This window comes from Sphingomonas agri (assembly GCF_038148795.1).
GTDB classification, from domain to species: Bacteria; Pseudomonadota; Alphaproteobacteria; order Sphingomonadales; family Sphingomonadaceae; genus Sphingomicrobium; species Sphingomicrobium agri.
The window spans coordinates 633,595-649,988 of sequence record NZ_JBAPEU010000002.1 but is presented as its reverse complement, the minus strand read 5'-3'; the positions used below and the strand labels follow the sequence as shown (position 1 = coordinate 649,988).

Sequence of the window (16,394 nt, the reverse complement as noted above, 5' to 3'; positions counted from 1 at the left end):
GCTTGAGTGTGAGGCTGTCAGGAAATCTTGTCTCACGCAAGAAGGATTTGCGCGGCACTCCACGAAAGAATGCCGCGCATTTCCGTGACTTGGTTACTTCTTCTTGGTGGATTTGCCCGCCTGGGCTTCCTTGAGGGCGGCGCCGAGGATGTCACCAAGCGAAGCGCCCGAATCCGAACTGCCGTACTGCGCGACGGCCTCCTTCTCCTCGGCAATCTGACGTGCCTTGACGGAGAAGTTGGGCTTCTTCGACCGATCGAACCCGGTGACCATCGCATCGAGCTTCTGGCCGACCTGGAAGCGTTCCGGACGCTGCTCGTCGCGGTCACGGCCAAGATCGCCGCGCTTGATGAAGCCGCCCGCTCCATCGTCGCCGACCTGCACGTCGAGCCCGGCATCCTGGACGGCCCTGACCGTGACGGTCACGGTATCGCCCTTCTTGACGCCGCCCGCGGTCGCACTTGCACTGCCCACGACAGCGCCTGCGCCTCCACCTTCGAGCTGCTTCATGCCGAGCGAAATGCGCTCCTTTTCGACATCGACGTCGAGCACCTGGGCGCGCACGGTTTCACCCTTGCGGTGAAGCTGAAGCGCTTCTTCGCCGGATACGCCCCAGGCGATATCCGACATGTGCACCATGCCATCGACATCGCCTTCCAGGCCGACGAACAGCCCGAACTCGGTCGCATTCTTGACCTCGCCCTCGACGACGGATCCGACCGGGTGTGCCTCGGCAAAGGCTTCCCACGGGTTCGACTGGGCCTGCTTGAGGCCAAGCGAGATGCGCCTCTTCTCCTCGTCGACCTCGAGGACCTTGACGTCCACCTCCTGCGAGGTTGAGACGATCTTGCCCGGATGGACGTTCTTCTTGGTCCAGCTCATCTCCGAGACGTGGACGAGACCCTCGATGCCCGGCTCGAGCTCGACGAAGGCACCATATTCGGTGATGTTGGTGACCCGGCCGCGGAACACGCCGCCCACCGGATACTTGGCTGCCGCGCCCTCCCAGGGATCGCTCTCGAGCTGCTTCATGCCAAGCGAGATCCGCTGCGTCTCCCGGTTTATGCGAATGATCTGCACCTTCACCGTGTCACCGATGTTCAGCACTTCGGAGGGGTGATTGACCCGCTTGTAGGAAATATCGGTCACGTGGAGCAGGCCGTCGATGCCGCCCAGATCGACGAAGGCGCCGTAGTCGGTGATGTTCTTGACCACGCCCTCGATCACCTGGCCCTCCGCCAGGCTCTGGATCAGGCCGGAACGCTGCTCGGCTCGGGTTTCCTCGAGAATTGCGCGGCGCGAAACCACGATATTGCCGCGGCGCCGATCCATCTTGAGAATCTGGAAGGGCTGGGGAAGATCCATGAGCGGCTGGACATCCCGCACCGGGCGGATGTCCACCTGCGAGCCTGGCAGGAAGGCAACAGCACCGCCAAGATCGACGGTGAAGCCGCCTTTCACCCGGCCGAAGATCACGCCCTCGACACGGTTGCCCGCAGAAAATTCGCCTTCGAGCTTGTCCCATGCCGCCTCGCGGCGCGCGCGGTCACGCGAGAGCATCGCTTCGCCTGCCGAATTCTCGACGCGGTCGACATATACCTCGACCTCGTCACCAATCTTGAGGTCGGCCTTCTGACCGGGCGCGGCGAATTCGCGCAGGGCCACGCGGCCCTCGCTCTTCAAGCCGACGTCGATCACGGCCATGTCGTTCTCGATCCCGGTCACGGTGCCCTTCACCACCTTGCCCTCGAAGGTTTCGTTTTCGCCGCCCAGGCTTTCATTGAGAAGGGCCGCGAAATCATCGCGGGTCGGGAAGGTCGTGGTCGCCATAAACTGTGTGTGTCCTGATCTCGTCAAATTCGCTTGCCGCGCCGCGCCACCATGGCGAGGCTCCTGCATGCGGACCTGGTTTCATTTGCTGCCGCGACGGCCCCATGCCGCAGCGGCGTCCCAGAGGTGGGTTCTCGAACAGTGTTCCGCCATGACAAAAAGCGCGTTACGGCGCCGGGTCTGCCGGACCGCCGTACGCGCTCGCCAAAGACGGGCTGTCCGAGGGGGTTACCACCCCGCAGGACGGTGCGCCCCTTAGCTTAGAGGGCCAATCGGGACAACCCGCCTTTAGACACAGCGGCGGAGAGCGGCCCTTGTTCGCGGCCCCCGATCATTCATCTTTGGCGTGAAGGGCTGCCAGGGGAGGGGGAGTTCCAGCCCTTTATTATCCGGTGCTCGGGCCCACATCCACGCGCATGGTTCCGCTCTCGGTCCTCGATCTCTCTCCTGTCACGCAAGGTAGCGATCCCGGCGCTTCCTTGCGCAATTCCGCGGATCTTGCACGCAACGCCGAGCGCCTCGGGTACAAACGGTTCTGGATGGCCGAACACCATTCGATGCCGGGAATCGCAAGCGCCGCCACGGCCGTCGCCCTCGCCTATGTCGGGTCCAAGACCTCGACCATCCGGATCGGCGCTGGCGGTGTCATGCTTCCCAACCACGCTCCGCTCGTGATCGCCGAACAGTTCGGGACCCTCGAGGCGCTTTATCCCGGGCGCATCGACCTGGGGCTCGGAAGGGCGCCCGGCACCGATCAGGCTGCCGCTTACGCCCTGCGCCGCAACCTTGCTTCGGATGCTGACCAGTTTCCCCACGATGTCGTCGAGCTCATGGGCTATTTCAAAGGCGAGAACGGCCGCGTCCGCGCCATTCCCGGCGAAGGTCTCGACATCCCGATCTGGATCCTGGGCTCGAGCCTCTTCGGTGCTCAGCTCGCTGCCATGCTCGGCCTTCCCTATGCCTTCGCGTCGCACTTCGCGCCGCAGATGATGATGGAGGCAAGCGATCTCTATCGCGAGCGGTTCGTGCCCTCGGAGCAGCTTGCAGAACCCTACGTGATGCTGGGTTTCAACGCGATCGTTGCCGAAACCGACGAGGAGGCCGAGCTCCTTGCGACCTCCGTCCAGCAGGCCTTCGTCTCGCTGCGCGCGGGCAACCCCATCCAGCTCCCGCCGCCCAGGGCCGGTTTCGCCGAGGAGCTGCCGCTCGAGGCCCGTGCGATCCTCCGCTCGGTCTTGTCTGCGAGCGCGATCGGAAGCCCTGAGAGAGCGGGCCGGCAGCTCAAGGAATTCATCGATCGGACCAGGCCCGACGAACTCATGGTAACAGCGCAGGTCTACGACCACGGCGCGCGCCTGCGGTCGTACGAGCTGCTGATGGAGCGCGTGAGCCGACTTGCAGAGTCCCCGCAGTGAAAGCTTCCGTTGACCAGCTGCTGGTATTTGGATCGGAGCTTACTTAGATTGGGGCGCCGTTAGGAAAGGAGTTTGAGCGCTTGCAGTCCGGGCTCATCGCCTATCTGGATTCGGTCAAGTCACGCGACCCCGCGGCACGCTCGCGCTGGGACGTGCTTTTCTATCCCGGCGTTACAGCGCTCGGGCTTCACCGCCTCGCGCACTGGCTGTGGGAAGGGCGGCTGTTCTTCCTCGCGCGCCTGATCAACCACACCGCGCGGTTCCTTACGGCCATAGACATCCATCCGGGCGCGAAAATCGGCAAGCGCTTCTTCCTCGACCATGGCTTCAGTGTCATCGGCGAGAGCGCCGAGATCGGGGACGACGTCACCATTTATCAGCATGTGACCTTGGGCGGCACGAACCCGACGACGGGCGTCGGCGGCAAGCGCCATCCGACGCTTCGTGACGGCGTCGTCGTCGGCTCAGGAGCGCAGATCCTGGGCCCGATCGTCATCGGTGAGGGCGCCAAGGTCGGCGCGAACTCGGTCGTGACCAAGGACGTCGCAGCAGGGCAAACCGTCGTTGGCATCCCGGCCAAGCCGGTTCCCGTCGACGTGGTCCACTACAGTCCCGGCTTCATGCCCTACGGCACCCCCTGCGGGGAGGATCTCGATCCGGTGAGGACGCGGCTTCTCGAGCTTGAAAACGAGATCGACGAGCTCCGCACCGAGCTCAAGGCCCTCAAGCTTGAACGGGCGCCGCAGCCCAAGGTCAAAAGCGCTTGAGCGTCGTCGCGCCGTTTCCCAGTGCCTGGGACCGGCGCCCAATCGCCACCTTTGACCGCAGGGAGCTGACGCGCATCCTCGACCTTTATGGCCGGATGGTCGCTGCCGGTCACTGGCGCGACTATGCGCTGAGGATTGACCCAGATGTCGCGGTGTTCGCTGCTTTCCGGCGCCACAGCGAGCGCCCCGAGGTAAGGATCGAAAAACGCCCCGAGCTTCGGCACAAGCAGGGGGCGTTCGCGCTCGTTGGCGAGCATGGCGTGGTGCTCAAGCGGGGCCATGAGCTTGCGGGCGTCCTGGCCCCGCTCGAGCGGCGCCTCATGCGGCTGGTTGGATAAGCGCTGAGCGATCGAGAAGCGGAAGCTTGTCGCGAAGGCTCTCCGGGAGCGACTTGACGACCGCGGTCCGGGCCTGATGCCAGAAGGCAGAAAGCATCAGCAGCGCCGAGCCGATCACCAGGGCCGTCAGTGCAACATTGAGCTCGACTGCGCCGAACTGCCGAAACAGCTCGTTCAGTGCAAAGAGCACGTAGGCGAGCGCCGACACGAGCAAGGCCCGCCGGTCAACCGCAAGCGCCGTGATTCCAAGGACGACATAGAGCAATACTGCAGTAAGACCGCCTCCCAGCCCCACATGCCCGCTGTTGAGACCGAGCAAGGTGAAGACAGGGTGGACGATCATGGGCGCTGCAAGGAGGTGCAGCCAGAAAGCGACGTCCGAGCGGCGGGTCAGCCGGCCGCGATCCGAGGAGTCCCACCACATGGCGAACAGGAACACTCCGAAGCCAAGGAAGAGGACCAGTCCCAGGATCGTGTTTCTTGCCTGGTCGATGTTGCCGCCAAGGCCGGCGATGAGGAGTGCGACGACGATCCCGGCAACAGCTGCCGCACCCGCGGCTACCGTGATCGGGACATGAAAGCGCCTCCAGTGCACCCAGGCCGCACCCCCCGCAACGGCAGCCGAGACGGCCCCGAGCAGGCCGCCGAGCTGGTCATTGCCGTCGACGTGTGCGGGACCAACGCCGAGGATGAGCGCGAACAGGGTGGCAGCGAACACGCCGCCTACGAAGGACAAAAGGAGGAGGATCGAAGGGAGTGCCATGCGGCGCTTGCCCGTGAAATATATCGCCAGGCCCCACGAGGTGAGCGCGACGAAGAGAGGCGCAAGAAAGGTCGGCCCGCGGGGGTCGATCGTGAGCCTGGCCGACTGGCCGATGCTCTGTCCGATCCACCCGACGGCGAACAGCAGGATTGCCGCTGCAATCGTGACGAAGATGTCATTGAAGCCCGTCAGCAGACGAAATTGCTCTTCGTCGGGGATCGCAGTCGCGCGCTGCCGCTCGATATGAGCGCGAAGCGCGCTCGCGGCTTCCTCGGTGATCACTCCCGAAGCAACCGCATCATCCAGCTCTTGCTGAGAATACATGCCTCTTCCTCCTGTTTTGCGGGAGGATAGACGGCTGTGTATTAGTGTGTCAATACAGCATGACAAACAGAAGCCGTGCCGGCCGCTCCCGGGGGATACGGAAATGGCCCAATGAGTTGAGGAGCTAAGGCTAGATCACAGGAGCGATGAGGATGGCAAAGAAGACGACCTCGAAGAGTGGCGGGAAGGCAGGCGGCGCGGGCCGCGACACCCGCGGCAAGAAGACCGGCACGTCGGTCGCGAAGCTGTCGGCGAGGAGCGAGGGCGGTTCACGATCCTCGGACGCAGGTATGGGGGAGGCGTTCATAAAGCTTATGCAAAGTCCGCTCGTCGCCGAACTGGTGGCAGTGGCTGCGACGGCCGCTCTCGCGGCCCTTGCCGAACATGGCTTTACGAGCGGTGGCACGACCCGCGGCAAGCGCGCGGGAAAAGCTGTAAAGGAGGCGGGCAAGGCCGCCGCCGCAGCCGTCGGCCGCAGGCTCGGAACCGAGGTCGACGAAATCAGGAAGGCCGCGAGCGCCTCTAGAACCGGCGCAAAAGCGTAAGGCGCGCGGGGCCGACCTCCCGCGTCGTCTCAATCCTGAAGGGTCCCGGCTCGACCTTATCATCGCGGCCCGTTTCGATGCTCATCCATCCGCCCTCGCCGAGCCAATCCGCGTTCGCGACGGCTTCGACCACTGCGCTTCCGGATCCGGGCGCATAGGGAGGATCGGCGAAAATGAGATCAAAGGTCCTCGAGCGCGGGAGCACAAGCCCCGAGCGCTGGAGGATCTCGACGCTTGCGCCCAGCCTTTGCGCATTGCGGCGGATCACCGCGGCCGCCGCGGCATCAGTCTCGACGAAGGTCGCGTGGGCAGCGCCGCGCGACAGCGCTTCCAGGCCCAGGGCTCCGCTTCCTGCAAAGAGGTCCGCGACCCGAAGGTCCTCGAAACTGCCGATGCGGCTCGCAATCATCGAGAAGAGGGTCTCACGCACACGGTCAAGGGTAGGCCGCGTGGCTTGTCCGGGCGGGGCCTCGAGCGGCCGACGCCGCCATTTGCCGGCGATGATCCTCACCTAGAGGCTCTTCCGGAATGCTTCTTGCTCGCTCTCCGCGACCTCGTCGACGTCACCTGGACCAAGGCCTGCGAGAGTAAGCGGGCCGTAGCTGGTCCGAATGAGCCGGGAGACCTGAAGCCCAAGATGGGCAAGGACCTTGCGCACCTCGCGGTTCTTGCCCTCTGCAAGGCTCATTTCGACCCAGCAATTGCGTCCAGTGCGCCGCTCGAGATTGGCATTGATTGACCCGTAATGGATGCCCTCGATGGTGATCCCCTCTGCGAGCCGCTCGAGCTGTTCCTGAGTGACGTGGCCGAAGGCGCGCGCGCGGTAGGTCCGAACAACGCCAGTGCGGGGCAGCTCGAGCTGGCGCTTCAGCTCGCCATCGTTGGTGAGGAGCAGCAGCCCTTCGGTCATGAAATCGAGGCGCCCAACGGGGATCAGCCTCGGAAGGCCGGGCGGCAGCCGGTCGTAGATCGTCGCGCGGCCTCGGGAATCGTGCGCAGCAGTGATGGTCCTTTGCGGCTTGTAGAATCGGAACAGCCTCGTCGAGGCCGCCGGGCGCACCGCCTTTCCATCGACGCTCACACCCTCGAGATTTTCGAGCAGGGTCGCAGGCGTGGTCAGTTTTTGGCCGTTGAGTTCGACCCTTCCTTCAAGGATCATGCGTTCGACCTCGCGCCGCGAGGCGACGCCTGCCCTCGCCAGCAACTTCGCGATGCGCTGGAGACCGCCCGCCGCCGCAGGCGCGCGGACCTGTGGCCCGGGGGGCACAGCGCGCTTCTTGGCATTGCCGCGATGCGGCACCGGTTTGCGCTTCGTTCGTTGCGGTGGCGTAGTCATGGGTCGGAAACGAGAATGCTGTTCGGGAAGCGTAAGCAGGTCGTCAAGCGGATCCTTATCGTCGAAGACGAGCCGCTGACCGCGTTCGATAATGAGAATATCCTTGCCGATGCCGGCTACGAGATCGTCGCGACGGTGGATGACCTCCAGGAGGCACTCGCCGTTCTCGAGCGCGAAGCGGTGGACCTAGTCCTCAGCGACCTTCGCCTGAAAAAGGAGCAGACCGGGATCGAGCTTGCAAACGAGGCGAGGGGTCGGGGCATTCCGACATTGTTCGCAACCGGGCACACTTATCCCGGTGCAGCGCAAATCGCTGTCGGCTGCCTGATGAAGCCCTATTCGGAGCGTCAGCTGACCAAGGCGATCGAATGCGTCGACAGGCACCTGCAGGGCGAGAAAGTGAAGACTCCTCGGGGCCTCGAGCTGTTCGTCGCGATAAACGAGGAGGAATAGCCGACCGCCCGTTCATCGCGGGGCTAGGCTTGCGTGGAAACAAGGCTAGTGTCGGGCTGAAGGACCCGGACGCGGGGATACAGGGGAGGGATCATTGGCAGCTTCTGCGAAGTCGACGGCCGAACGTAAGGGCCAATCATTCGGCGAAGTTGCCTCTTCCTATCTGAAGCCTCGTCCGCTCGGAGCCTTCCTGCTCGGGATTTCTAGCGGGTTTCCGCTGACGCTGCTTCTTGCGACGATGTCCTATTGGCTTTCAAAGGTCGGCATCGACAAGAAGACGATCGGTTTCGCCTTCGCGCTCGGCACCCCCTACACGCTGAAATTTCTCTGGGCGCCGCTGATCGACGGCATCAGCATTCCTGTGCTGACGCGCTTCCTTGGCCAGAGACGGGCCTGGCTTTGGACCGTGCAGGCGTTTCTCGCATTCGCGCTCATCCAGCTTGGAGCGAGCGATCCCGTCCATCACATCGGCCGCTTTGCGGTCTGGGGCGTCATCGTCGCCTTCCTAGCCGCGACGCAGGACATCATCATCGATGCCTATCGGATCGAGACATTGCCCGACGACGAGCTCGCGCAGGGAACCGCGACCAATCAGGTCGGCTACCGCACGGGCAATCTGCTTGCGGGCGCGGGGACCATCTATCTTGCCTCGAACGAGGGCATGGGCCTTGGCTGGGCCGCCGCCTACGGAACAACGGCGTTTCTCGTCCTCCCGGGCGCGATCGCATCGCTCTGGCTTGGGCCTGGCCGTCATACCGCGGTGCGCGAGCGCAGGCTTGGTCTTGCGGCAGCCGCGCACTTCCTGAAGCACAATGTCGTCGCGCCGTTCGCCGATTTCCTGCGGCGTCCCGGTGCCTGGCTGATCCTGCTTTTCGTACTCACCTACAAGCTTGGTGACGCGGTCGGCCAGAACATGCTGTCGCCGATGGTGGTACACCAGGGTTTCACCGATACCGACTATATCGCGATCAACAAGCTGGTCGGCTTCTGGTGCCTCGTGATCGGCTCGCTCATTGCCGGCGCACTGATCGCCCGCTTCGGAATGAGCCGGCTGCTGTTTGGAGCGGGCATCATCATGATGTTTGCGAACCTGCTGTTCGCTGCGGTTGCCAACACGGGCCATTCGGTGCCCCTGCTGACGCTTGCGGTTGCGACCGAGAACCTCTTTGCGGCAATTAGCCTCACGGTCTTCGCGACCTACCTTGCAGGCCTTTCGAACACGGCCTTCACCGCGACCCAATATGCGCTTTTATCGAGTGTCGCGGCAGTCGCGCGAACATTTGCAACAACACCCTCGGGCGTCGTTGCAGATTATCTCGGCTTTCCGTCTTTCTACGTTTTCTGCGCTTTCCTCGGCATCCCCGGACTGGTCTTTCTCTACTTCATGCGCAGAGCCGGATTCGTGGTCGAGACCGTTCGTCAGAAAGGCGTGCAGGGCGCCGAGCCCGAAGTCGAGGAGAAACCGTCCAAGGCTTCCTAGGCGGGCACCTGGCCGTTTGCTGACAGGACGGCGCCGGCGAGATAAAGCGAACCGAAGATCAGCACGCGGGCGTCGGCCGGAATGCTGGCGAGCGCCTGTTCGACGTCGTCGTGGCCCTCGGCTCGCATCCCTGCACCCGCGGCTATCTCGGTGAGATCATCGGGCGAAAAGCAGCTGTGGTCGGGGATGGGAACTGTGTGAACCTCATCGACGATGCCGCTGAAAGGCTCAAGCATTCCCAGCGGATCCTTTGTTGCAAGACTGGCGAAGACGATGTGCAGCGCCTTGCCGTCATCGAACTGATGGCGCGCATAGGTCGCGATCTGCCGCGCGGCGGAGGGATTGTGGCCGCCGTCGAGCCAGATCTCCCGATCGCCGGCGAGCGGCCCGGGACCAAGTCGTTGGAGCCGCGCCGGCCAATCGGCCCAGCCCACTGCCGCGGCGAGCGCGGCGTCTGGCACGGACAGCACTTGCTGGTGCCGCAGCATGGCGATGGCGAGGGCGGCATTCATCGCCTGGTGACGGCCGGGAAGCCGGGGTAGCGGAAGGTGGAGTTCGCCGCGCTCGTCGCGATAGTGGAGGCGGCCCTGCCGAGTGATCGCGTCCCAGGTGGCGCCCCGCGGCAGCCACGCGGCGCCCCTTTCCCGGGCGACCTCGCCGATGCGGGTTGCAACCGCCGGCGGGTAGAGCTGTGTGACGAGCGGAACGCCGTTTTTCGCGATTCCCGCCTTTTCGGCGGCGATATCGGTGAGGCCATGGCCAAGGAATTGCTGGTGATCCAGCGCGAGGTTCGCGATTCCCGTGACGAGCGGCCTGTCGATGACATTGGTTGCATCGAGCCGGCCACCAAGGCCGACTTCGAGGATGCACGCCTCAGCTGGCGTTCGTGCAAAAGCGAGGATGGCAGCCGCGGTAGCGACTTCAAAGAAGCTGGGCTCAATCCCAGCGCCAGCATCGAGCACTTCAGAGAGGAGGTCGGAGAGCTCCTCATCCCCGATCAACCGCCCGGCGATCCGGATGCGCTCGTTGAAGCGGACAAGGTGAGGACTGGTGAAGGCATGAACCTTGTGGCCGCCCGCCTCGAGAGCAGAGCGGAGAAAGGCGACCGTCGATCCCTTCCCGTTGGTGCCTGCAACGTGGATGACGGGCGGCAACCGATCCTGTGGTCGACCCAGCCGTGCAAGCACGGCCGCAATCCTCTCCAGGCCAAGACGGTCGCCCGCCGGGGAGAGCTTCGACAGGCGGTCGAGCTGCGCCTGGACACCTGGATGCGCCGAGCGCGCGAAATCCGCCATCAGGCGGCCTCTTGGGACTCCGGCGCGAGATAGGAGATCAACAGCGCCAGCTTGTCCTTCAGCTCGCCGCGCGGCACGACCATGTCGATCATGCCATGGTCGAGAAGATATTCGGCGCGCTGAAAGCCTTCGGGCAGTTTCTCCCGGATCGTCTGCTCGATGACCCGCTGCCCGGCAAACCCGATCAGCGCTCCGGGCTCGGCGATCTGCACGTCACCGAGCATCGCATAGGAGGCCGTAATCCCGCCGGTCGTCGGATCGGTCAGCACGACGATGTAAGGAAGGCCCGCCTCGCGCAGCATCTGCAATGCAACGGTCGTCTTGGGCATTTGCATGAGGGAGAGGGCACCTTCCTGCATGCGCGCGCCTCCGCCGGCAGTGAAAATGATGTAGGGGCAGCGGTCGGCAATGGCGCGCTCGACCGCAGCGACGAAGGCCGCGCCGACAGCGGTCCCCATCGAGCCGAGCATGAAACCCGTGTTCTGGACGCCGACGATCACGCTCGAACCGTTTATCCTGCCCTTCCCATTCACCAGCGCATCGCGATCGTGGGTTGCTGTTCGTGCAGCCTTCAGCCGCTCCGAGTATCGTTTGGTGTCCTTGAACTTGAGCGGATCCTCGCGAACCTCGGGCGCGGGGAGAAGTTCGTATTGAGCGGCGTCGAACAGCTGTTCGAACCTTTTCTCAGGCCCGATGCGATCGTGAAAGTTGCAGCGCGGGCAGACGTTGTAATTCTCTTCCCACTCCTTGACGAAAACCATGGTCCCGCACTTGATGCACTTGTGCCAGAGGTTCTCGGCCGTTTGCCGCTTGGGAAGAAACGGAATGCCGTTGCGGACGCGGCTTAACCAACTCATCGATCAATTCCTCGCTTGGGCAGGCATGTGGGCGAGGCCCGCCCCGATGTCCATGATCGCACCGGCAGGATCGGCTGCTCCGGTGATCGGCCGCCCGATGACCAGCACCGAGGCGCCATCCTCGAGCGCCTGGGCAGGCGTGACCACCCGTTTCTGGTCTCCCACGTCGGCGCCGGCAGGCCGGATTCCGGGTACGACAAAGAAGCCGCCCTCCCAGGCGGCCCGGGCCGAAGCGACTTCCGCTCCGGAGCAGACGATGCCGTCAAGGCCGCTCTCGCGCGCGAGGTCGGCAAGGTGCCTCACCTGGTCGCCCGGCGATCGCGAAATGCCTAAATCCCCAAGATCAGCCGCATCGAGACTGGTGAGCAGCGTTACAGCGACGACCCGCGTTCCTTGCGGGGCTGCGCGCTTGGCGGCGCGGAGCATTTCCCGCCCGCCGGCCGCGTGGACGGTTAGGATCGCCGGAGCGAGTGGAGCAAGGGCCTCGATTGCCTTTTCGACCGTGTTCGGGATGTCGTGAAGCTTGAGATCGAGGAAGACGGGAAGCCCAAGCTTGGTGATGCGGCTCACGCCCTCGGGGCCCTGGGCCGAAAAGAATTCCAGACCAAGCTTCACTCCGCCTGCATGTCCGCGGATCGCTTCGGCAAGGTTCAGTGCCCGCGCGAGGTCCGGCGTGTCGATCGCCACGAAGATCGGCTTCACGCTGCTGCCTCTTCCTCTTCGGCGACAGTTTCGAACGGCAAAGCCGCGACGCGGTTGCGCTCCATTGCATCGGCTCGTCGGCGAAGCGACCAGATCCGCGCGCGCAAGATGAGCCACGTCGGCAAGAAGCCGATCAGGAAGACAATGAGCATCAGGACCGGCAGCTTGATGTCGGCCTGGATATCTCCCCAGAGATTCAAGGTGACGTCCGACCAATTGCGGCTCGCAAACAGGACGACGACGACCGCGATCAGGACCCAGAACAGGGTCTTTAGGAATTGCATGGCGGGGCCGTTTAGGCGAGCCGCGCGTTTAAGGCCAGCGCCGGTAGCGTTCGTCGCGCCGCAGACTCGCTTCGTCGCAACTGCGTTAAGCTGTCGGTTGAGACGCGGAACCCCTGCCGCCACACCGCGGATAGGGGTGGGGAGAAGAGTGATTTTGGAGAAGGCGCAGAAGCTCGGCCTGGGCGCGTTTGCATTGCTCATGGGCGCGTCGCTGCTGGCGATGCGTCCTCACGATGCGTCCAGCAGCAAGCCACCGCAGGTTACGGCCGCGCACCTTAAACTCGCGACACTCTCGCCGGATTCGCGGCGCGATATTGACTATCGACTGCTCGACATGCGGCTGAAGGAGCTCATGGCCAAGCCGGCAATGGTCGGACTGGCTGTCGGCGTGGTCGAGAACGGACGAATCACGTTCCTCCAGGGCTATGGCGAGACGCTCGCGGGCTCGGGCGACAAGGTGACGCCGGAGACGGTATTCCGCTGGGCCTCGACCTCCAAGGGGGTCGCGGCGACGATGGTCACCAAGCTTGCCGAGCAGGGCAAGATCAATCTCCAGGCCCCTGTTGCGAATTACGCGCCCGACCTCAAGCTTCCGGCAGGTAATGAATATAAGGCGACCGTCGGCGACCTTCTGTCGCATCGGCTCGGACTTTATCGCAACGCTTACGACAACAAGCTGGAGGAAGGGCAGGATCCGAGCTTGCTCCGGTCCAGCCTTGCGCAGCTAAGTCCCGTCTGTGCCCCGGGTACGTGCTGGGACTACCAGAACGTCGCCTATGACGCTTCGAGCGAGATGGTCTCGCGCATCACCAACATGCCCTACGAGCAGGCGGTGAAGCGCTACCTGTTCAATCCGATCGGAATGTCCAGCGGCAGCGTGTCGATGGCGGGGCTTCAGTCGAATGCGAGCTGGGCCAAGCCGCACAGTGCGGGCCGGCGACCCGAGCCCATCGTCGATACCTATTACCATGTCCCTGGCGCCGCCGGCATCAACAGCAACATCAAGGATATGGCGCTGTGGATGGAGGCGCAGATGGGCGAAATGCCCGATGTGCTCGATGCCAAGGTACTGGATACCATTCACGCGCCCTACGTGGTGACACCGACCGAGCGGGGCCGGATGCGCAAGTTCCTCGAGCGCCTCGGCACAGCCTGGTATGGCTATGGCTGGCGAAGCTACGATTATGCCGGGCACCGGATCATCGGCCACCGAGGCGGTATCCGCGGGTATCGGTCCCTCATCCTGTTCGATCCTCAGAAGAAGAGCGGGGTAGTCGCCCTCTGGAATAGCGACACCTGGCAGCCAGGCGGCCTCGAGTTCGAGGTGATGGACATGATCTATCACCTTCCCTCCCGCGACTGGCTCGAGCTCAACAAGAATCCGGCGAAATCGATTGCGGCCCTCGACGCCGAGCCTGACAGCGGCGGCCCGTCCTAACCTCGCTCGGCTTCAGCTTCTGCCTTCCTGATCTCTCGCTGCTGGTCGAGGTGCGCCTTGTACCGGCACGCCATGCCCAAAATCGAAGTCGCCATGCCGAGGATGAGCGCAGGAAGGTGCCACCAGGGATCGTTCGACTTGGGCCAGGCGATCGCGCCGAGGAAGAAGACGCTCGCGATCGAGACCAGATAGCCGAGGCCCTTCCAGTCCACTCCTTGGCGTGCGGGAATCGTGACGCCTTCGCGGCCCATTTGATCTGAGGAACATCCAGGCTCGCGCATTGGTTTCCTTGCTTAAATCACATCGGAGGATTCCATGGCCGACAAGAACGCAATCGCTCTCCTGAAGGAAGATCACCGCGCCGTTGAAAAGCTGTTCAAGGAATTCGAAGAGGCCAAGGGCGAAGGACGCAAGGAGAAGCTTGCGCGGCGCATCTGCCTTGAACTTTCGATCCACACGAAGATCGAGGAAGAGATTTTCTATCCTGCGTGCGAGGGCAAGGTCGATGAAGACCTCCTGAAGGAAGCTTTTGTGGAGCACGACGCGGCGAAGCTCCTGATCGCCGAAATCGAGGCCGGAAATGGCAAGAGCGACGACTTCTTCGATGCAAAGGTCAAGGTCCTTTCAGAGGAAATCGAGCACCACGTCGAGGAGGAAGAAAAGGAGCTGTTCCCTGAGGTGCGCAAGGCTGACATCGACCTTGACGCGGTGGGAGAGCAGCTTGCTGATCGGAAGTCCGAACTTTTGAAGGACTTCAAAAAGTCCGGGGTTCCCGAGCCGGAGCTCAAGACGATGGACGAGGTCTCTATCTAGCGACTCGATACGGGTCCAAAACGAGAATCGCGCCCGGGAAAAAGCCCAGTTTTCTCCCGGATTATGGTCCCATCCTCTACCGATGGTATAGGAAGCGCGGGAGCGCATTTTGGATTATGCAGGCGTTGCGTTCCTGACAGCCCCAAAGAGGGGTGCCATCGGGCTCGATGGCCCCCGTGCGAAGCTGCCGCTTGTACGAGCCTGGGGCGACCGCGATGGGTAACGACGATCATATCTATCATCGGGAACGGGAGCAGCATTGCCGCCTGATGGCGGAGCTTGCGAGTGATCCCGATGTCCGTCGGCGACATGAGGAACTTGCCAAACTTCATGCAGGCCGCGCCGCTCTTCAAGGCGTAGGCAATCGGGCCGCATAAGCGCGGTCTAGGAGTGCCCCGGCCCCCCGTTACCGGCGCTGCGCTAGCGCAGCGCAGCGACCTGTGAGTCGCGCCCATAGATGTCATCGACGAAGCTCAGCTGACCGCCGTCGGCGTGCGCCGTCAGATAAGTCACGTAGATCGGTACCGGCGCCGGGAGCAGGACATTCTCCTCGGGCTCGCGCGACGCGGCCTGCGGCTCACGCCCCATCAGCCACCGGCCGAGCCGCTGGGCGTCCTGAAGGCGAATGCATCCGTGACTGAGGTTGCGATCGTCCGACGCGAACAGGTCCTTGTTCGGCGTGTCGTGCAGGTAGATGTCCGAGCCGTTGGGGAAGGGGATCTTGATCCGGCCCATTGAGTTCGCCGGCCCGGGCAGCTGGCGAACGCGCACCACCGTCTCGCCGGCAGCGACTTGCCGCCAGTTGACCTTGGCAGGATCAAGCAGCTGATCCGATCCGTCGTCGGCCATTACCTGGTACCCGTGAGACTTGAGGTAGCCGAGGCCCTGGTCGAGCACGTTCCTGGCGATCAGCGAGCGAACCATGTCCGCAGATACGTGCCAGTAAGGGTTCAGCGTCGCGTAATAGATGGTGCTGGCGATGAGCGGTGTCTGCGTGGAAGGATCGGCCTTGCCGACGATCACTTTCATCGAATCGACGATCCTGCCGTCTTCGATCATGTACAGCCTCGCGCCTGCGGTATCGATCATGACGAAACGGCCTTGGGGAGGGATGTCGCGGGCATGATCGAGACTCGCAAGCACGCGAGGATCGAGCTGGCCGCCATTGGACTGCATCGCCGCCCAGGCGGCATCGCGCAGTTCGGCATAGATGGGGTTCACCTGCGAGACTGAACGGACGTACGCCCCGAGCGAGGGCGCCGCGGCCGCCTTGGCAAGGATGGTCGCGGCGGAATCCCGGCGCGGAGTTACCCATCGATCGGCGTAGGTCATTCCCGAAGGGGGCGTCTGGAGCGCTTCGACATAGTGCACGAAAGCCGCCGAGAGCAGCCGGTCCGCCGCTGCTGCGGCCGCAGGATCACCGCCCGCCGCGCGGGCGAGGAGTTCCTGGGCCTGGGCAGCAATTGCCGGTCCGCTTGCGTAACCGTCGAGCGATGCGCGCTGAAGGAGCCCGATCAGTTCGCGGGCCGAAGCGCTGTCCACGCCGCCGCGAACCCACAGCGGAGCACCGCCTCTGCTCGCGTAAAAGGCATTGAGCGCCTGGTCCGCGGCAGGGTCGTAACTGGAAGCAGTCGCCAGCTCTGGGCTGGTCGCTGCCTGGGAAGGTACAGAAATTCCCATCAGTGCCGCACAGGCGACACCGGCAAGCATCCGGATTTTCACTGGTCGAAACCTTTGTTTTTCAGTCCTTTGAA

At 63.5% G+C, this 16,394-nt stretch carries 19 protein-coding genes; 9 read left to right on the top strand and 10 right to left on the bottom strand.

Annotated features, from left to right (window positions below):
• Nucleotides 1–93: 93 nt before the first annotated feature.
• Nucleotides 94–1,830: a 30S ribosomal protein S1 gene (gene rpsA, locus V8192_RS10020; protein ID WP_341632932.1), complete on the bottom strand. Its 1,737-nt coding sequence runs from the start codon at nt 1,828–1,830 to the stop codon at nt 94–96.
• A 416-nt stretch (nt 1,831–2,246) separates the two neighbouring features.
• Here rpsA and V8192_RS10015 point away from each other — a divergent pair, with 416 nt between their 5' ends.
• The 3 genes from V8192_RS10015 to V8192_RS10005 all read left to right on the top strand — a co-directional run bounded on the left by V8192_RS10015 (nt 2,247) and on the right by V8192_RS10005 (nt 4,350).
• On the top strand, nt 2,247–3,245 hold the full coding sequence (locus V8192_RS10015) for an LLM class flavin-dependent oxidoreductase (RefSeq protein WP_341632931.1): 999 nt from the start codon (nt 2,247–2,249) through the stop codon (nt 3,243–3,245).
• Between the two features lie 80 nt (nt 3,246–3,325).
• A complete protein-coding gene (gene cysE, locus V8192_RS10010) occupies nt 3,326–4,012 on the top strand; it encodes a serine O-acetyltransferase (protein ID WP_341632930.1) in 687 nt (228 codons plus the stop codon).
• A complete protein-coding gene (locus tag V8192_RS10005) occupies nt 4,009–4,350 on the top strand; it encodes a DUF2794 domain-containing protein (protein ID WP_341632929.1) in 342 nt (113 codons plus the stop codon). Before cysE ends, V8192_RS10005 begins: the two co-directional genes overlap by 4 nt.
• On the opposite strand, the gene V8192_RS10000 is transcribed toward V8192_RS10005, so the two are convergent.
• Nucleotides 4,331–5,437 (bottom strand): hypothetical protein, encoded by a 1,107-nt coding sequence (locus V8192_RS10000; RefSeq protein WP_341632928.1) that lies wholly within the window; start codon nt 5,435–5,437, stop codon nt 4,331–4,333. The two genes, V8192_RS10005 and V8192_RS10000, sit on opposite strands and share 20 nt — an antisense overlap.
• Before the next feature lie 152 nt (nt 5,438–5,589).
• Between V8192_RS10000 and V8192_RS09995 the strand changes: the two genes are divergently transcribed.
• Nucleotides 5,590–5,982, top strand: a complete 393-nt coding sequence (locus V8192_RS09995; RefSeq protein ID WP_341632927.1) for a hypothetical protein — start codon at nt 5,590–5,592, stop codon at nt 5,980–5,982.
• On the opposite strand, the gene rsmD is transcribed toward V8192_RS09995, so the two are convergent.
• Nucleotides 5,960–6,493: a 16S rRNA (guanine(966)-N(2))-methyltransferase RsmD gene (gene rsmD / locus V8192_RS09990; RefSeq protein WP_341632926.1), complete on the bottom strand. Its 534-nt coding sequence runs from the start codon at nt 6,491–6,493 to the stop codon at nt 5,960–5,962. The two genes, V8192_RS09995 and rsmD, sit on opposite strands and share 23 nt — an antisense overlap.
• Nucleotides 6,494–7,318, bottom strand: a complete 825-nt coding sequence (locus V8192_RS09985; RefSeq protein ID WP_341632925.1) for a pseudouridine synthase — start codon at nt 7,316–7,318, stop codon at nt 6,494–6,496.
• Between the two features lie 15 nt (nt 7,319–7,333).
• Here V8192_RS09985 and V8192_RS09980 point away from each other — a divergent pair, with 15 nt between their 5' ends.
• Nucleotides 7,334–7,771: a response regulator gene (locus V8192_RS09980; protein ID WP_341632924.1), complete on the top strand. Its 438-nt coding sequence runs from the start codon at nt 7,334–7,336 to the stop codon at nt 7,769–7,771.
• Between the two features lie 94 nt (nt 7,772–7,865).
• Nucleotides 7,866–9,251 (top strand): AmpG family muropeptide MFS transporter, encoded by a 1,386-nt coding sequence (locus V8192_RS09975; RefSeq protein ID WP_341632923.1) that lies wholly within the window; start codon nt 7,866–7,868, stop codon nt 9,249–9,251.
• Here V8192_RS09975 and V8192_RS09970 read toward each other — a convergent pair.
• Genes V8192_RS09970 through V8192_RS09955 form a run of 4 tightly spaced genes read right to left on the bottom strand, consistent with a single transcriptional unit; the run spans nt 9,248 to nt 12,389 of the window.
• Complete coding sequence (locus V8192_RS09970) at nt 9,248–10,546, bottom strand: bifunctional folylpolyglutamate synthase/dihydrofolate synthase (protein ID WP_341632922.1); 1,299 nt, start codon at nt 10,544–10,546, stop codon at nt 9,248–9,250. The two genes, V8192_RS09975 and V8192_RS09970, sit on opposite strands and share 4 nt — an antisense overlap.
• The gene (gene accD, locus V8192_RS09965) at nt 10,546–11,403 is read right to left on the bottom strand and encodes an acetyl-CoA carboxylase, carboxyltransferase subunit beta (protein ID WP_341632921.1); all 858 of its coding nucleotides are present in this window, start codon (nt 11,401–11,403) and stop codon (nt 10,546–10,548) included. Before accD ends, V8192_RS09970 begins: the two co-directional genes overlap by 1 nt.
• A 3-nt stretch (nt 11,404–11,406) precedes the next feature.
• Nucleotides 11,407–12,105: an orotidine-5'-phosphate decarboxylase gene (gene pyrF / locus V8192_RS09960; RefSeq protein ID WP_341632920.1), complete on the bottom strand. Its 699-nt coding sequence runs from the start codon at nt 12,103–12,105 to the stop codon at nt 11,407–11,409.
• Complete coding sequence (locus tag V8192_RS09955) at nt 12,102–12,389, bottom strand: lipopolysaccharide assembly protein LapA domain-containing protein (RefSeq protein WP_341632919.1); 288 nt, start codon at nt 12,387–12,389, stop codon at nt 12,102–12,104. Before V8192_RS09955 ends, pyrF begins: the two co-directional genes overlap by 4 nt.
• A 148-nt stretch (nt 12,390–12,537) precedes the next feature.
• Between V8192_RS09955 and V8192_RS09950 the strand changes: the two genes are divergently transcribed.
• Nucleotides 12,538–13,827: a serine hydrolase domain-containing protein gene (locus V8192_RS09950; protein ID WP_341632918.1), complete on the top strand. Its 1,290-nt coding sequence runs from the start codon at nt 12,538–12,540 to the stop codon at nt 13,825–13,827.
• Here the strand turns inward: V8192_RS09950 and V8192_RS09945 are convergent.
• The gene (locus V8192_RS09945; protein WP_341632917.1) at nt 13,824–14,108 is read right to left on the bottom strand and encodes a hypothetical protein; all 285 of its coding nucleotides are present in this window, start codon (nt 14,106–14,108) and stop codon (nt 13,824–13,826) included. The genes V8192_RS09950 and V8192_RS09945 overlap by 4 nt on opposite strands.
• A gap of 34 nt (nt 14,109–14,142) precedes the next feature.
• Between V8192_RS09945 and V8192_RS09940 the strand changes: the two genes are divergently transcribed.
• Together V8192_RS09940 and V8192_RS09935 are read left to right on the top strand one after the other, a co-directional pair.
• On the top strand, nt 14,143–14,640 hold the full coding sequence (locus tag V8192_RS09940) for a hemerythrin domain-containing protein (RefSeq protein WP_341632916.1): 498 nt from the start codon (nt 14,143–14,145) through the stop codon (nt 14,638–14,640).
• A gap of 215 nt (nt 14,641–14,855) precedes the next feature.
• Nucleotides 14,856–15,017: a hypothetical protein gene (locus tag V8192_RS09935; protein WP_341632915.1), complete on the top strand. Its 162-nt coding sequence runs from the start codon at nt 14,856–14,858 to the stop codon at nt 15,015–15,017.
• Nucleotides 15,018–15,060: 43 nt separating this feature from the next.
• Here the strand turns inward: V8192_RS09935 and V8192_RS09930 are convergent, their stop codons facing one another.
• Nucleotides 15,061–16,362: a L,D-transpeptidase family protein gene (locus V8192_RS09930; protein WP_341632914.1), complete on the bottom strand. Its 1,302-nt coding sequence runs from the start codon at nt 16,360–16,362 to the stop codon at nt 15,061–15,063.
• Nucleotides 16,363–16,394 lie beyond the last annotated feature (32 nt).

Coding starts and splice junctions, on each gene's coding strand:
- rpsA (WP_341632932.1), bottom strand. CDS start 1,830: ATGGCGACCACGACCTTCCCGACCCGCGATGATTTCGCGGCCCTTCTC.
- V8192_RS10015 (WP_341632931.1), top strand. CDS start 2,247: ATGGTTCCGCTCTCGGTCCTCGATCTCTCTCCTGTCACGCAAGGTAGC.
- V8192_RS10000 (WP_341632928.1), bottom strand. CDS start 5,437: ATGTATTCTCAGCAAGAGCTGGATGATGCGGTTGCTTCGGGAGTGATC.
- V8192_RS09995 (WP_341632927.1), top strand. CDS start 5,590: ATGGCAAAGAAGACGACCTCGAAGAGTGGCGGGAAGGCAGGCGGCGCG.
- V8192_RS09985 (WP_341632925.1), bottom strand. CDS start 7,318: ATGACTACGCCACCGCAACGAACGAAGCGCAAACCGGTGCCGCATCGC.
- V8192_RS09980 (WP_341632924.1), top strand. CDS start 7,334: ATGCTGTTCGGGAAGCGTAAGCAGGTCGTCAAGCGGATCCTTATCGTC.
- V8192_RS09970 (WP_341632922.1), bottom strand. CDS start 10,546: ATGGCGGATTTCGCGCGCTCGGCGCATCCAGGTGTCCAGGCGCAGCTC.
- accD (WP_341632921.1), bottom strand. CDS start 11,403: ATGAGTTGGTTAAGCCGCGTCCGCAACGGCATTCCGTTTCTTCCCAAG.
- V8192_RS09955 (WP_341632919.1), bottom strand. CDS start 12,389: ATGCAATTCCTAAAGACCCTGTTCTGGGTCCTGATCGCGGTCGTCGTC.
- V8192_RS09945 (WP_341632917.1), bottom strand. CDS start 14,108: ATGCGCGAGCCTGGATGTTCCTCAGATCAAATGGGCCGCGAAGGCGTC.
- V8192_RS09940 (WP_341632916.1), top strand. CDS start 14,143: ATGGCCGACAAGAACGCAATCGCTCTCCTGAAGGAAGATCACCGCGCC.
- V8192_RS09935 (WP_341632915.1), top strand. CDS start 14,856: ATGGGTAACGACGATCATATCTATCATCGGGAACGGGAGCAGCATTGC.